At 40.7% G+C, this 14,550-nt stretch carries 18 protein-coding genes and 1 tRNA gene; 8 read left to right on the top strand and 11 right to left on the bottom strand.

Features of this window, described 5'->3' with window-relative positions:
• Positions 1-7 precede the first annotated feature (7 nt).
• From flgC to KK487_RS11440, 4 genes are all read right to left on the bottom strand, one after another.
• Entirely contained in the window at positions 8-439 is a 432-nt protein-coding gene (flgC, locus tag KK487_RS11425) for a flagellar basal body rod protein FlgC (protein ID WP_013465593.1), read from the bottom strand.
• 2 nt (positions 440-441) lie between these two features.
• On the bottom strand, positions 442-852 hold the full coding sequence (gene flgB / locus KK487_RS11430) for a flagellar basal body rod protein FlgB (RefSeq protein WP_013465594.1): 411 nt from the start codon (positions 850-852) through the stop codon (positions 442-444).
• A gap of 129 nt (positions 853-981) precedes the next feature.
• Entirely contained in the window at positions 982-1,812 is an 831-nt protein-coding gene (locus KK487_RS11435; RefSeq protein ID WP_013465595.1) for a CheR family methyltransferase, read from the bottom strand.
• 20 nt (positions 1,813-1,832) lie between these two features.
• Complete coding sequence (locus KK487_RS11440; RefSeq protein WP_013465596.1) at positions 1,833-2,765, bottom strand: chemotaxis protein; 933 nt, start codon at positions 2,763-2,765, stop codon at positions 1,833-1,835.
• 138 nt (positions 2,766-2,903) lie between these two features.
• Here KK487_RS11440 and flgA point away from each other — a divergent pair, with 138 nt between their 5' ends.
• The 3 genes from flgA to flgN all read left to right on the top strand — a co-directional run bounded on the left by flgA (position 2,904) and on the right by flgN (position 4,431).
• Positions 2,904-3,611 (top strand): flagellar basal body P-ring formation chaperone FlgA, encoded by a 708-nt coding sequence (gene flgA / locus KK487_RS11445; protein WP_016899218.1) that lies wholly within the window; start codon positions 2,904-2,906, stop codon positions 3,609-3,611.
• A 75-nt stretch (positions 3,612-3,686) separates the two neighbouring features.
• Positions 3,687-4,007: a flagellar biosynthesis anti-sigma factor FlgM gene (gene flgM / locus KK487_RS11450; protein WP_013465598.1), complete on the top strand. Its 321-nt coding sequence runs from the start codon at positions 3,687-3,689 to the stop codon at positions 4,005-4,007.
• The gene (gene flgN, locus KK487_RS11455; protein WP_128583555.1) at positions 4,000-4,431 is read left to right on the top strand and encodes a flagellar export chaperone FlgN; all 432 of its coding nucleotides are present in this window, start codon (positions 4,000-4,002) and stop codon (positions 4,429-4,431) included. Before flgM ends, flgN begins: the two co-directional genes overlap by 8 nt.
• A gap of 69 nt (positions 4,432-4,500) precedes the next feature.
• On the opposite strand, the gene KK487_RS11460 is transcribed toward flgN, so the two are convergent.
• Positions 4,501-4,959: an LPP20 family lipoprotein gene (locus tag KK487_RS11460; protein WP_010387855.1), complete on the bottom strand. Its 459-nt coding sequence runs from the start codon at positions 4,957-4,959 to the stop codon at positions 4,501-4,503.
• 139 nt (positions 4,960-5,098) lie between these two features.
• Here KK487_RS11460 and KK487_RS11465 point away from each other — a divergent pair, with 139 nt between their 5' ends.
• A complete protein-coding gene (locus KK487_RS11465) occupies positions 5,099-6,286 on the top strand; it encodes a flagellar assembly protein T N-terminal domain-containing protein (RefSeq protein WP_013465600.1) in 1,188 nt (395 codons plus the stop codon).
• Positions 6,287-6,300: 14 nt separating this feature from the next.
• On the opposite strand, the gene KK487_RS11470 is transcribed toward KK487_RS11465, so the two are convergent.
• Positions 6,301-7,200, bottom strand: coding sequence for a LysR substrate-binding domain-containing protein (locus tag KK487_RS11470; RefSeq protein WP_028833973.1), 900 nt, complete (start codon positions 7,198-7,200; stop codon positions 6,301-6,303).
• A gap of 114 nt (positions 7,201-7,314) precedes the next feature.
• Here KK487_RS11470 and KK487_RS11475 point away from each other — a divergent pair, with 114 nt between their 5' ends.
• The 4 genes from KK487_RS11475 (at position 7,315) to KK487_RS11490 (ending at position 11,372) form a co-directional block, all read left to right on the top strand.
• Positions 7,315-8,043 (top strand): glutathione peroxidase, encoded by a 729-nt coding sequence (locus KK487_RS11475; RefSeq protein WP_008466566.1) that lies wholly within the window; start codon positions 7,315-7,317, stop codon positions 8,041-8,043.
• A 54-nt stretch (positions 8,044-8,097) separates the two neighbouring features.
• A complete protein-coding gene (locus KK487_RS11480) occupies positions 8,098-9,546 on the top strand; it encodes a dihydrolipoyl dehydrogenase (protein ID WP_128583554.1) in 1,449 nt (482 codons plus the stop codon).
• A gap of 133 nt (positions 9,547-9,679) precedes the next feature.
• A complete protein-coding gene (locus tag KK487_RS11485; RefSeq protein ID WP_128583553.1) occupies positions 9,680-10,612 on the top strand; it encodes a DHH family phosphoesterase in 933 nt (310 codons plus the stop codon).
• A 355-nt stretch (positions 10,613-10,967) separates the two neighbouring features.
• A complete protein-coding gene (locus KK487_RS11490) occupies positions 10,968-11,372 on the top strand; it encodes a DUF1801 domain-containing protein (protein WP_128583139.1) in 405 nt (134 codons plus the stop codon).
• 326 nt (positions 11,373-11,698) lie between these two features.
• On the opposite strand, the gene KK487_RS11495 is transcribed toward KK487_RS11490, so the two are convergent.
• From KK487_RS11495 to KK487_RS11515, 5 genes are all read right to left on the bottom strand, one after another.
• Positions 11,699-11,773 (bottom strand) — tRNA-Arg (locus KK487_RS11495).
• A gap of 74 nt (positions 11,774-11,847) precedes the next feature.
• Positions 11,848-12,525, bottom strand: a complete 678-nt coding sequence (locus KK487_RS11500; protein ID WP_090495294.1) for a FlgO family outer membrane protein — start codon at positions 12,523-12,525, stop codon at positions 11,848-11,850.
• 8 nt (positions 12,526-12,533) lie between these two features.
• The gene (locus KK487_RS11505; protein WP_013465606.1) at positions 12,534-13,211 is read right to left on the bottom strand and encodes a FlgO family outer membrane protein; all 678 of its coding nucleotides are present in this window, start codon (positions 13,209-13,211) and stop codon (positions 12,534-12,536) included.
• 12 nt (positions 13,212-13,223) lie between these two features.
• Entirely contained in the window at positions 13,224-13,817 is a 594-nt protein-coding gene (locus KK487_RS11510) for a FlgO family outer membrane protein (RefSeq protein ID WP_013465607.1), read from the bottom strand.
• A 67-nt stretch (positions 13,818-13,884) separates the two neighbouring features.
• Positions 13,885-14,547: an SPOR domain-containing protein gene (locus KK487_RS11515; RefSeq protein WP_128583138.1), complete on the bottom strand. Its 663-nt coding sequence runs from the start codon at positions 14,545-14,547 to the stop codon at positions 13,885-13,887.
• Positions 14,548-14,550 lie beyond the last annotated feature (3 nt).

Genomic DNA, 14,550 nt, shown 5'->3' on the forward strand with positions numbered 1-14,550 from the left:
CCCTCAGTTACCGCTGACCTAACAGCAGTGTTTTACTTAACATTTGCTTAGCTGCATCAGCAACTTGAACATTTGTCTGATAAGAGCGAGAAGCAGAAATCATATTTGCCATCTCCTCAACAACATTCACGTTGGGTTTGTAAATATATCCATTTTCATCCGCACTCGGGTGATTTGGGTTATATTCGATTTGTAGTGGTTTATTACTTTCAACCACTCCTAACACTTTCACACCAACGGCAGAGCCCTGTGGGTTGCTTGCTGACGCTGACGCTTTTGTTAGCTCCGCAGCAAATACAGGTTGTCGCGCTCGGTACGTCTCATTTTGTGAAGAGCTAATTGTATTGGCATTAGAGATATTACTTGCCGTGGTATTTAATCGCACGTTTTGCGCGCTCATACCAGAACCAGCAATATCAAACACATTATATAAACTCATAATTAGGCTCCTTGACTACCGAGGGCTTTTTTCAGGCCTTTAAATTTACCATTAAGAAACTGGACACTGGCCTGATACTCCATAGCATTCTGTGTATACAAGTTCCGTTCCACTTGTATATCAACAGAGTTACCATCACCTGTATCTGTTTGATTTGGCGTACGAAATAGTTCATTACTACCTACACTACGGGTACCACCGGCAATATGTTTTTCATTGGTTCTTACCATGGTATTGCCGCTTAGTTGGTTGGACTTTGCCGTTTTTAATGCTGAGGCAAAGTCGATATCTTTTGCTTTATAGCCGGGCGTATCAGCATTTGCGATATTAGTAGCGAGCATTTCTGCTCTTTGCGAACGGATCAACATCGCATGCGGATGCACGCCTAATGCTTTATCAAAACTGATAGCCATAACTACCTCCAAAAAATTGACTCAGTACCGATAAAGCAATAAATGAGCCAGCAGTGAAAATAGTGATGATAAAAACAAAAAACGACGCAATAGGCGTCGTTTAGAGGAGGGATAATATATTAATGAAGGTCATTTCTTTTGATAAATGATACCAGGGTTACAACGCACCATATCAAAGTCAGTACTTAAACCAGACATAGACTCCGACGCACCTAAAAATAAATACCCCTTAGGGTTAAGTGCTTGAGAGAATTGTGCAATTATTTTGGCTTTCACCTCAGGTGAAAAGTAAATTAAAACATTACGGCAAAATATAATATCGAACTTACCCATTAAAGCGTACGAATCGAGCAAATTTAAATGCCTAAAGCTCACTTGCTTTTTCAATGAATCAACCACTTGTGCCATACCATTGCCGCTGTCTTTAAAAAACTTTTTACGACGTTCAGCAGAGAGTCCGCGAGCCAATGCCAATGCATCATATTCAGCATGTTTACACATATCAAGCATGGTATTTGATATATCTGTACCAATTATTTGTGCACCCATTTTTAAAACACCAGGGCTGCTGGATTGAAACTCAGCAACCGACATCGCTATTGAGTAGGGTTCTTGTCCTGATGAGCTCGCCGCAGACCATATTTTTAATGGCCTGTTTAACGTTTTAAACTCAGGGAATAATCTGGTTTTAAGTAACTCAAACGGATACTGATCTCTAAACCACAATGTCTCATTGGTTGTCATGGCATCAACAACGGCTGCGCGCAACTGGCGCTCATGCACACCGAGAGTTTTACTTACCAATTCAGACAACGATTCAACATTAAATCGAGACATTAATGGTGCCAAACGGCTCTTTACTAAATACTGCTTATTTTCACCTAAAACAATACCGCACTGTTGTTCTAAAAATAAGCGAAATTGATCGTATTCGTTTTGCTGCAAATCTTTATTAGTCAAATCAATAACACCTATGTTTATTAATCACGATGAACCCATTTATTAACGGCTGTTGCAAGCTCGTCTGGGTTAAATTTTGCAATAAAATCATCTGCTCCTACTTTTTCAATCATCGCTTGATTGAAAACACCACTCAATGATGTGTGTAAAATCACATGTAGTGGCGCAAGTTTAGGATTAGCTTTGATTTCTGCAGTCAGCGTGTAACCATCCATTTCTGGCATTTCTACATCAGAAATGAGTAGCCCTACTCGCTCTGTAATATCATTTACGCAATCGAGCTCTGCAATTTCTTTTAATCTTATTAAAGCTTCTTTACCATTTTTAGCCAACTCAGTTGTTACACCTAATGGTTCCAATGCTCGTTTTACTTGATTTCGCGCAACAGCCGAATCATCAGCAATAAATACTATTCTCTCGCCTAAATCTTTTTGTATATTACCTTGCGAGGCAACATCATCGCTCACGGTAGTATTAACTGGGCAGATTTCGTTTAAGATTTTTTCTACGTCGAGTATCTCAACGAGCTCATTTTCAATTTCAGTGACGGCTGTTAAATAAGAATAACGACCCGCTCCTGACGGCGGTGGCATTATTTTTTCCCAGTTCATGTTAACTATACGTTCAACACCACCTACTAAGAATCCTTGCACTGTACGGTTATACTCAGCAATTATTATAAAGCCATCTTCTATGCTTTTTATTGGGCGCCCACCTACAGCCATAGATAAGTCAATTACCGAAATAGTTTGCCCACGAATATGTGCTACGCCACGGATATAAGTGTTAGATTTCGGCATGCTAGTCAATGGAGGGCATTGAAGAACTTCTCTTACCTTGAACACATTAATACCAAAGCGCTGACGCCCATTAAGCTTAAATAACAATAATTCCAAGCGGTTTTGCCCAACCAACTGTGTACGTTGGTTTACTGAGTCTAAAATACCTGCCATTTAAATCTCCTAAGAAAACAAATATAAGGAACGATAATTGCTTTCAATTAATAAAGCGTCATAACACAACGGGGGCGTCTAAATTCTGACGCAAAATATTTATACCCTGTTTGCAACCATAAGCATAGTCGAAACATTATGAGTTTGTTAAAAAAAACCAGAAGATACAGTGTTTTTTATTTTCTTGCTAGCCTCTGCTTCGCTTTGCCACTAAAGGCACAAGTATTTAGTAAAGAGTTATTGCAAGAAATGGCTGTATCTTATGTTGCTCAAAAAGCAGTGACTACAAATGATAACAAAATACAGTTTAGCGCATTACCGCTAGATAGCCGCATTCCCGATCGCCAATGTAATTCTGAGCCTGAGCTAATAACGCCAAGTGAGCCTCCCTTTAATCGCCAAGTCACTATTCAAATAAAATGTAACGATAGTGACAACTGGGCACAGTACGTTCATGTCAGAATCACTGAATCAGCACCTGTTGTAGTTGCAACTACCAATTTAGCACGAGGTGAAGTGATTACTCCATCCCATTTAAGTATTGATATGCGCCCTGCACACTTTATCAGAGCGCAGTACCTTGAAGATCCAACGGCTCTTATTGGTAGTCGTAGCAAACGCAACATCCGTGAAGGAATGCCCGTTTTACTAAATCAAATATGTATGGTGTGCAAAGGTGATTCTGTTACAATTTATGCTAATATCAAAGGGTTAAGAGTAAAAACGACGGGTATTGCATTAGAGGATGGCACCTTGGGCGAGCAAGTAAGAGTAGAAAACAAAAAGACAGGTAAAGTTTTAAATGCGCGTGTAGATGGTGTAGAGTCTGTGCAAGTAAATATTTAATATAAATTTATGCTAAAGTATCTTTAATAAATGCCGATATAAAGGCATCAGTTGGGCAATATACGGATTTTTATTATGGTCGGTCAAGTAAATAAATCAAATCAACAACCGAGTGTTTTAACAAACACTCAACAGCAAAAAGTTGATTTAAAAAGAGATAATGCAAATACACAGGCGGCACAAACGCCTTCACCTAAAGCTGCCAGCGATTCGGTGAGCTTAACACCGCAAGCTAAGCAATTAAAATCGTTACAAGAGAAAGCGCAGCAGTCTTCTGGTTTTGATAGCAACAAAGTTGCTGAGCTTAAAAAAGCGATTACTGAAGGTAATTATCAAATCGACAGTGAGAAGCTTGCCAAAAATCTAGCAGACTTTGAGTTTAACGTTTATGGCTGATCACAATAGTTTAATTACAATTAAACTAAATGAGCAAATTACTTGCTTAACAAAACTGAGCGAGTTACTCACTCAGGAGCTTACTGCGATTGCATCTCGAAGAGGTGAAGGTTTAAAAGAAATTGCCCAACAAAAAATGTCTTTTTTAACCAGTGTAAGCACCCTTGATAAAGAACTTAGCAAACTTATTGCCAGTAATGATCAGCAAACAGATGAAAACGCTGACTTAATAAAGCTAACTCGAGAAAAGCTTGAGCAGTGTCAAAAACAAAATGAAGTTAACGCTCACGCAGCGCATCAAGCGCAGTTAAGTGTAAAGCAATTAAAGGGTATTTTAATTGGCGCACCTTCGTCTATGACCTACGATCAAGCCGGTAGCGTAGTTAATACTGACAACAGTATTGTGCGTAACCTAAAAGCCTAAAGAATACTCATAAAAAAACGCCTAAACGATTATTCGTTTAGGCGTTTTTTATGAGTAATAACTTGTCGCTTAGTAATAAGTGACTTTTTTCACTTCCCGTGGTTTTATCTCACCGATGTACAAGTCGTGTACGCGCTTCATATTAAGCTCAAGCTCAGTAATATACATATCATTAACGGCATAAGTTTTTATAATTTGCGCGCCTTTTATAATACCTTGCACTTTACTCTGTAAATAATCATCTTGGGCAACAGAGCCTGCGACGGTTGTGCCTGCGGTAATTTTTTGCCCGTACACTTGTTCCGTTAGTTCGCGGTATGCTTCTAGCTTAGAGGCTTTAATTGCCATAAGCTGTTTTTGAGTGTCATTACTTCCCGACTGCAAACTAATGGGCGCGTACCCTATTGCTTTTAATACAGGGTAATTATTTGGCTCAACATATTTATATTCAACGTGCTTATCAAATATATTGCTACAACCGCTTAACGTTAAGCAGCCTAATGTGATCATTAATGGCATTACTCGCATCATACAGGCCCTTTAAAAACTAATTAAACTCAGTTATGCACGTTTAATGCCAGTGATACATATATTCTGTAACAACAAATAATAGTGGTACATTACTTGCTGAGACTCATTAACGCTAACGTTTAATTGGAGTAAGAGTATGAAGTCGTTTTTAAAAGCAGTATTGGCAGGATTAAGCACCACTGCTGTATTAACGTTTTCACCTTTTACCCACGCTCAGTGGTATGAGTCTACAGGCCATGCGGTTATTCAAAATAGCGACATTCCCGGTGCAAAGGCCGCTGCAATAAAAGATGCGATTACCCAAGCCCTTGTATTCTCTGGTGCGCGGGTGAGCTCGGTGCAAACGCTTGTTGATGGTGTTTTAACCCAAGATCAGCTAAAAATAAGTAGCCAAGGCGAAATTCAAAAAATAGAGCTTGTCAGTGAAAACCGCAGTAGTGATGAGTTTGCAATTACCTTACGCTTAGATATCTTTGCGCAAACAGAGCAATGTCCACAAAGTAACTTTAATAAGTTTATAGCCGTCACGCAAAGCCAATTAACAAATCGTGAACAAGCGAGAATGGGTCAAATATTTGACATTAACAAAGCAGTCAGTAAAAACATTTATACCTCGTTGCAAAAATCAAAAATGAGTGCAATACCCGTTGCCTATTTCAACAAAGCTATAAAGGTTGATACCTACTTTAATCAGCAGCATGACTATTCAAACAGTCAGTTAGAAGAAATTTCATCACGCAGCAACGCGCAATATGTGCTGTTAAGTCAAATAACCAGTTTATCTACCAGCGATAAACTCAATAGCGACTATGCGTTTTGGCAAGATGAAAGCTATCAGCGCCACTACCAAATAGAGTTTAGCTTATTTAATGGCACCACTTACGAGCCGTTATGGCAAAATAGCTATCAAAGCCAAGCAATTTGGCCATTTGAAAAAACAGCTATTATTGATGTAAATAGTAATCGGTTTTGGCAATCACCTTTTGGCCAAAGCATTAGTGATATAAACCAAACCTTAAGTTACGACCTACAAGCTGCCATGGCCTGTCTACCTACTCAAGGTAAAATAATGCATATGGAAAACAATAAATTAGTGATTAATTTAGGTAAGGCTCATGGCTTAGAAAAAGGCCAACAACTGAGTATTGCCCATCATAATTATTTAACCGACGCACAAGGCAACACTATGCCGCATACCATCACTACACTTAACCGTATACGAATTGAGCAGCTTTATCAGCACAGCGCTATTGCCGTTAGTATTAATGATCAGCCTTTGCCGGGCGTACAAATTAATGACATTGTAGAGATTGCCGAGCAATAGCCGCGTGTAAAATGCTAAAGCGCCTCGCTTAGTTTAGCCTTTAAATTAGAGTGGGCGCTTAACCACTGAGCCAATTGCTCAACCCCAGATAAGTGCGGGTAATGCTTTCTACATGCAAACACAATATTACGTTGTTGATTAGGAAAAATAGGCAAATAATGAATACCCACTCGTGGTATTGCTGCAAGTTTTGGCACAAATGTAATTCCATCATCCATCGCCACCAGCGCTAATAAAGTCTCAAGGCTATTTCCTTGATACTGGCTGGAAACATCGACTCCTGCCGAAAAACAAAACTGCTGGGCTTGATCTTTAAAGCAATGGCCATCACTTAACATTAATAGGTTGCAACCTTGCAGGTCTTGCAGTGCCACTTTTTTATGCTTACACAATACGTTATCGCTTGATACGGCAACTAAAAAGTCTTCTTTATATAAATCAATGGTATGGTAACTTTTAAGTTCAGGTACATCCGCTAAAATTGCAAAGTCGACTTCACCACTTTCTAGCGCAGCTAAAATAGTGGTTGTTTGCATTTCAATAAACGAAAACTGGCTATTTATAAACGCTGCTTTCATTGATGTTAGTAGCGTAGGTAATAAATAAGGCGCAATCGTTGGAATAATACCAATGGTAAGCTTGCCCTGCAGTGGTTCATTAGATGTTGCTGCCAGCTCTTTTAATATTTGTGTTTGCTCTAGAACGACAGCTATTTGTGTCAATAAACGTTCACCTTTGGCAGTTAAGGTAACGTGCTTGGTAGAGCGATCAAAAATAATAACACCCAATTCTTGCTCAAGCTTTTTAATTTGCCCGCTTAAGGTAGGCTGGCTTACAAAACAGGCATCGGCCGCTTTACGAAAATGCTTATAGTGGGCAACCGCTTTGACATACTCTAAATCTTTTAAGTTCATATTCACACTCAACCTGATAGTTTACATCTATCAGTTTAATACAAACAAACGATTGGAACTATATTTAAATACTCGCCATAATGGCTATCAACAAATCAAGAGGAACTAAAAAACATGTTAAATAATATTGAAGGTCAAACAATCCCAAACGTAACATTCGCAACGCGTCAAAACGACGAATGGAAATCAGTGACTACAGACGACATTTTTAAAGGTAAAACGGTTGTTGTATTTTCACTACCTGGTGCATTTACACCTACGTGTTCATCAACGCACTTACCACGCTATAACGAACTAGCTGGCGTACTTAAGCAAAATGGCGTTGATGACATTGTTTGTGTATCAGTAAACGATACGTTTGTAATGAACGCATGGGCTGAACATCAAGAAGCGCAAAACATTACCTTACTACCAGATGGTAACGGTGAATTTACCGACGGCATGGGCATGTTAGTTGATAAAAACGATTTAGGTTTTGGCAAGCGCAGCTGGAGATACTCTATGCTGGTTAAAGATGGCGTAGTAGAGAAAATGTTTATTGAGCCAGATTTACCAGGCGACCCATTTGAAGTATCAGACGCTGACACTATGCTTGATTACATCAACCCAACTCAAGTAAAACCAGAAGCAGTTACTCTATTTACTAAGCCTGGCTGTCCTTTCTGTAAAAAAGCAAAAGAGCTACTTACAGCTAAAGGCTTTGCATTTGAAGAAATCGTAATGGGCGCTGGCGCATCACTTACCAGCCTTAAAGCTGTATCGGGCCGTGAAACCGTACCACAAGTATTTATTGGCGGTAAGCACATTGGTGGCTCAGACGACCTAGAAAAATACTTTGCTTAATTAAGTAAATAAAACAGGGGCTGCAACGCCCCTGTTTACTAAAGGAAAAACACTATGAAAGAATTGCAAACCGACGTTGTTGTTATAGGTGCAGGTACCGCTGGTTTAAGTGCCTATCGTAATGCTAAACAATTTACTCAAAACGTACTTATGATTGAATCTGGCCCATACGGTACAACCTGCGCACGTGTTGGTTGCATGCCAAGTAAATTATTGATTGCCGCAGCAGAAGCCGCCCATTCAATAGAAATGGCCCCTGCCTTTGGTGTTCACAGCTCAAAACCGGTAATTGACGGTAAAGCCGTTATGGCACGAGTAAAAAGTGAGCGCGATCGATTTGCAGGATTCGTAGTAGAAGCGGTAGATGAAATACCTAGCGAAGATAAAATTCGCGGCTATGCACAGTTTTTAGATGCCAACCGCGTACAAATAGACGACCACACCATTATTACTGCCAAGCGCTTTGTAATAGCAACGGGTTCACGCCCTTCTTACCCAGGTGTATTTAATAACTTTGGCGACCGACTGATTATAAATGACGATGTATTCGACTGGGATGATTTACCAGAATCAGTAGCCGTATTTGGCCCAGGTGTTATAGGCCTTGAAATTGGCCAAGCGTTACACAGATTGGGTGTAAAGGTAAAACTATTTGGTGTAGGTGGTGCCATAGGTCCATTAACCGACCCAGTAGTTAAAGATTACGCTAACACCGTATTTGCAGAAGAATTTTATGTTGATACCGACTCAAACGTATCCGACATGAAAAAAGTTGGTAATAAAGCAGAGCTCACCTACACCAACAAACAAGGCATTAAACACACTGAACAATTTGACTACGTGCTGGCTGCAACAGGGCGAGTACCAAACACAGATAAACTAGGGTTAGAAAACACCGGCATAGACCTCGATGAACGTGGCGTACCAACGGCCGATGCCCATACTATGCAATGTGGCGACTCACACATATTTATAGCCGGTGATGCCAGTAACATGATCCCACTGCTTCACGAAGCATCTGATCAAGGAACAATCGCAGGGCAAAACGCAGGCCGTTATCCTCAAGTGCGTGCTGGTTTACGTAGAGCTAAAATTGCCGCTGTGTTTAGCGACCCACAAATAGCCATGGTTGGTGAAAGCTTTAAAGAAATTAGCGAACGATTAGGAAGCTGTGACTGCTTTGAAATAGGCGAAGTCAGCTTTGAAAACCAAGGCCGTAGCCGCGTTATGCTAAAAAACAAAGGGCACATGCGTGTGTATGCCGAGCACGGTACCGGCTTATTTTTAGGTGCTGAATTTATTGGCCCACAAGCAGAGCACATAGCACACTTACTTGCATGGGCTGTACAAAACAAAATGACTGTACCGCAAATGCTAGATATGCCTTTTTATCACCCTGTTATTGAAGAAGGTCTACGCACTGCACTGCGTGATTTAAACGCTAAACTAAAATTTGGCCCAGACATTCTTAACCATTGTATGGAATGTGGCCCAGGCGCATAACACATCACTAATACACACTTGCTACTCAAAGCCAAAACCATTGTTTTGGCTTTTTTTATGTTAAAAACTGGTATATAAAATGGAGTTTAAACTGCTACACTCAGATTAATAAACAAACAAAAATGGACCGAAAATGAGCAATAATAAATATAGACTTGTCACTCGAAGCGATTTTGACGGCCTAGTGTGTGCCGTATTACTTAAAGATTTAGACTTAATCGACGATATTTTATTTGTGCATCCAAAAGACATGCAAGACGGTAAAATAGCCATTACCAGCAACGACATTACCACTAACCTCCCCTATGTTGCCGGTTGTCATATTGCATTTGATCATCACTTGAGTGAAACCGTTCGTAACGCAAGCGATATAAAAAACCACATTATTGACCCAGATGCGCCCTCTGCAGCACGCGTTGTTTATGATTATTATGGCGGTGCAGAGAAATTCCCTAATATTTCAACTGACATGATGGAAGCGGTCGATAAAGGGGATTCTGCACAATTTTCAAAAGATGAAATTTTAAACCCAACTGATTGGGTACTGATGAACTTTATTATGGATGCGCGCACAGGGCTTGGTCGTTTTCGTGAATTCAAAATTTCTAATTACCAGTTAATGATGAAGCTAATTGACGCCTGTAAAGATCACAGCATAGAACAAATACTAGCAATGGAAGATGTTGCCGAGCGTGTTGCGTTATACCACGAGCACAACGCACAAGCTAAAGAGCAAATAGACCGCTGCTCATCAGTACACGACAACTTAGTGGTACTCAATTTAACCGAAGAAGAAACCATTTACGCTACTAACCGCTTCGTTATTTACGCCATGTTCCCCGAGTGTAATATCTCAATTCATAAAATGTGGGGGCTTAAAAAGCAAAATGTGGTGTACGCCATTGGTAAATCAATCACCAATCGCAGCTCAAATACTAATGTTGGCGAGTTATGCCTTAAATACGGCGGCGGCGGCCATTTAAATGCCGGCACTTGCCAAGTAGACACTGACAAAGCCGAAGAAGTATTGAGTGAGCTGATTGCTACGATTACCAGTGATGGCTGATTTATAGCCTCGGGGTTCGGGGTTCGGGGTTCGGGGTTCGGGGTTCGGGGTTCGGGGTTCGGGGTTCGGGGTTCGGGGTTCGGGGTTCGGGGTTCGGCAAAGTATTTTATAAAGCGGGCTAATTGATAGCTCGCTTTTTTATTATGAAAAATTTAATGGAGGGCTTCTTTGAGCGATCACCGAACATTGAGGTGAGTCTTCATTTACTTAGTAAGAAAGAAAAAAACTTTCCTCTTTTTTATACGCTCAGATAAGCTACAAGAATAATAATAGAAGCTCATAAAATATGGACGTTTTCGCGCTAGAATAGGGCAAGTGTCCTCTGATAAAGTTGTTATTTGAATAGGAGCTTTCAATGGACGAGGTAGTCAAAAATCGCTTCGAAGAATATCCCGAAAAAGTTCGGCTACGACTTGAGGAGTTACGAACTTTAATCCTCAAGCTTGCATCCAATTTGGAGCTAGGTGAAGTCGAAGAGTCACTGAAATGGGGTGAGCATAGTTATAGTGTAAAAACAGGCAGTCCAATTAGAACTGATTGGAAGTTGGAATCGCCAAACCAATACTACTTGTTCTTCAACTGCCAAACTAAGTTAATCGATACATTTAGAGAGCTGCACAATGACACACTCGAATTTCAAGGTAATAGAGCAATCGTATTAAGTTTATCGAGTTCGTTGCCTGAGGCGGAAATCAAGAACTGCTTAGAGCTAGCTTTAACCTATCAGCAGCGAAAGCATTTGCCTCTTTTAGGCGCGTAATAGGTAATCACATATAAGGCACTAAACCCGCTCCTTTCGGTCACTACCCGTTAGCTTAGCGTTACTAATGTTCAACCGATAGTCGGTATAGAGTGGTTTAACTTACAGTGTAAAGCAGTTGTTTCTGGTAGATTCATCATTTTTGTCGGATGGCGTGGCTCCGCCACTTATCCGACCTACGTCAAAATGTAGGTTGGTTAAGCCGAAGGCGCCACCCAACAGGCTTTCTGACATTGCTGACATTGCTGACATTGCTGACATTGCTACAAATATACTACATAGAGTTGGGATAGGAATAGAGAGAAAAAATAACCCATTGATTTAATTGGTAGCCCCTGCAGGAATCGAACCTGCAACTGCCCCTTAGGAGGGGGCCGTTATATCCATTTAACTAAGAGGCCACGCTGGGTGCTAAGTACTAGGTGTTTGGAAATTATAACGGCATCTGGTTTTTTATATCAAGCATCAAATTAAGTTAATTGCTTGATAAATATATATCTTCTTTATTTAATACGTAAAGCGGTATAAATGTTCGGCTGCTGGCTGCTAAGCGTTTGCTTTGAATATCAATAACGCGTGCGTTTATTTCTACGCCGTCCTCTCTATAAATAAGGGTGCCTGACAATACATGGCTGGCTATACTGGTACCTGCAAGTTTGCGAGTGTTACGTGTAAAAGCAAAATCGCCTTGCTTATTTACGGTAATTAAATTGGCTGTTTTAAAATCAACGGCGCTGTAACCAAACTTTTGTAGTTGATGTATAAAGGTTTCTGATAACTGATTACCTAACTGGCTTGCTGTAGTTAAACTTGCGTCTAAATCAACGAACGACGTAACCGCAATCGCTGCATCTTGAGGGGCTACTTGCATGGTGTCGGTTAAATCAAGTGCCATTTGCTCAACGTAATTAACTAAGCTTTTGTGGTGCTTGTTTGGATTAAATTGCGTTGTATCAGCATATTGCTCTTGCTCGTCATTGCGCTGCATTTGCGCCATGATCTGGTTAAAATCAAGATCACTTACCACTGTTTGCTCTGGCTCAGATTTGGCGGGCTCGGTCGCGGTCGACTCGCCCATTAAATTACAGCCTGAAAGTAATAATGATAATGCACTTATGCTAATTAAAGCTGAGCGCTTAGCTAAGTTAGCCATGATAAACCTCACTTACTCGCTTGTTTTAGCATGATGCCATCAGCACTGTTACTGCTATTTAACGCGTCGATCACTGATTGCGGAATAAAGCCCTGTGCAGAGCCTACAACCGCTTTACTCGCTAAACCAACAATACGTGCGTTTACTAGTATGCCACCTTGGTGGTTTACTAGCGTGCCGGCTAATACGTAACTAAAATTTTGTTCTTGGTTAAGCTCTAAGTAGTCGCGACTAAAAACAAAATCGCCGCCAGGCGTTACGCGCATATAATCGGTGGTTTTAAAATCAATGACCGGCACACCAAAATTATGCAGCTCATGCATAAAGCTCTCTGCTATTTGGTTACCCACTAAGTCAGCATTGTTATAGTCACGGTCTAAAAAAACAAAGCTCGATACCGCCAATGGCGTTTTAGTATTTACGTACTGTAAATTTTCGGCCATGTCTTGCATAATTCCACGCACATAGTGATTAATATTTTTGCGTGTTGGCGTGTTAACTTGTTTGTTTTTATTCATCACTGCTGTTTTATTTTGATACAGCGAGTCGCTTTGTGTAGGTGCGGCTACAGGGCGTTGCTCAAAAAACATAGGCGCATCGTCGGTAATTTGTGTGTCACTATGGTTTGTCATTTGTGAACAACCAAAGCCTAGTGGCAAACATAAAGTTAATAGTAGGCGTTTCATGTGTGCTCCTAATTAATATTCACTGCGGTAAATGTAGTCACCGCGCTGCTGTATTTTTTCATTGCTCCACATCACATTGATGGGAATTTCAGTACTGCCGGCAGATACAACTTGGTTGGTTTGCATATTTACCATTCGTGCATTAACAATATAAGCATGCTCTTGGCGGGTTAAAGTACCGGTGATGACAAAGTCAATAATCTGACGCTGCTTTAAGTTGCCAGTATTGCGGCTTAGTACTGAGTCTGCACTCGCTGATAAGTTAAGTTGGTTTTCAAGCCGGTATTCAACCGTGTTATAACCTAATTGGGTGAACTGGGTAATTAAGCTTTCCTGAATCTGCTGGCTAAGCCCTGCCCCCTGCCCTTGAGCAACGTGAGAATCTAGGGCATCTGCTAAATAAAAGCTACTGACCGCAATTGAAGCAGTGCTTTTAAAAGGCTCTTTAATATGGCTAAGCTGGGCACTTAAGCTACTTACGTACTGGTTCACCGTATAAGGTGCCATAACCGCTTTAGGCGCATCAGTGCTTATACTCGGCTTTGGCTGAGGTGTTAAACTACAGCCCGCTAAATTTAATAATAGTAAGGGTAACAAAAGGCGCATAGTTGCCATCCTCTAAAAACATAATAACAACAAAGCAATTATTATGCCGAATCCCCTTGTCACATATTTATTTTAAAGGCTGCTGGGTGTAATGACTCACAATGCAGTTGATTTGGCGCTGTTTAAGTTTATCGCAATCAGCAGCCGCATTCGCTTGTTCCTGATAAGCCCCAAGCTTTAAACGGTAGTAAGTCATGCCACTCACGTTGATAGTTTCTACATTCGCCACAAATTCCCCCTCAAATAACGAAGATGCGCTGGCTTTTATTTGATTTAAACTTTGGCTAAGTCGGTCTTTGTCGGTAACGGCTGCAACTTGGAGGGCAAACAGCGCTTTAACGGCTTGTTTTTCATCAGCTGCTGCATTCGTTGCCACTTGAGCTTTTTGTGCTACTTTTGGTGATACCGTTTCAGCTGAAGCTTTAGCTGTTGGTACTACAGGCGTATTTGTTGATGCGGTGTCTTGATTTGCCACCGCATTTAATTGGCTTATTAATAGCTTTAAGTCTTGTTCAATCACTAATAGACGCTCAACCCCCGCTTTGGCTGCTTGCCACTGCTGAGACGAGGCTTTTAGCTGCGCTAACTCCTCGTCAGAAAGGCTTGCACTGGCTTGTTTAGGCTGAGGCGACTCTACTGTTGTTTTGGGACTGCTGCATCCAGATATAAAAAGAGCACCAATACAGGCGATGAGTATTGAATAGCGTTTATATAAATTAGCATGTTGCATGGT

Source organism: Pseudoalteromonas sp. SiA1 (assembly GCF_018732205.1).
Taxonomy (GTDB): Bacteria; Pseudomonadota; Gammaproteobacteria; order Enterobacterales; family Alteromonadaceae; genus Pseudoalteromonas; species Pseudoalteromonas tetraodonis.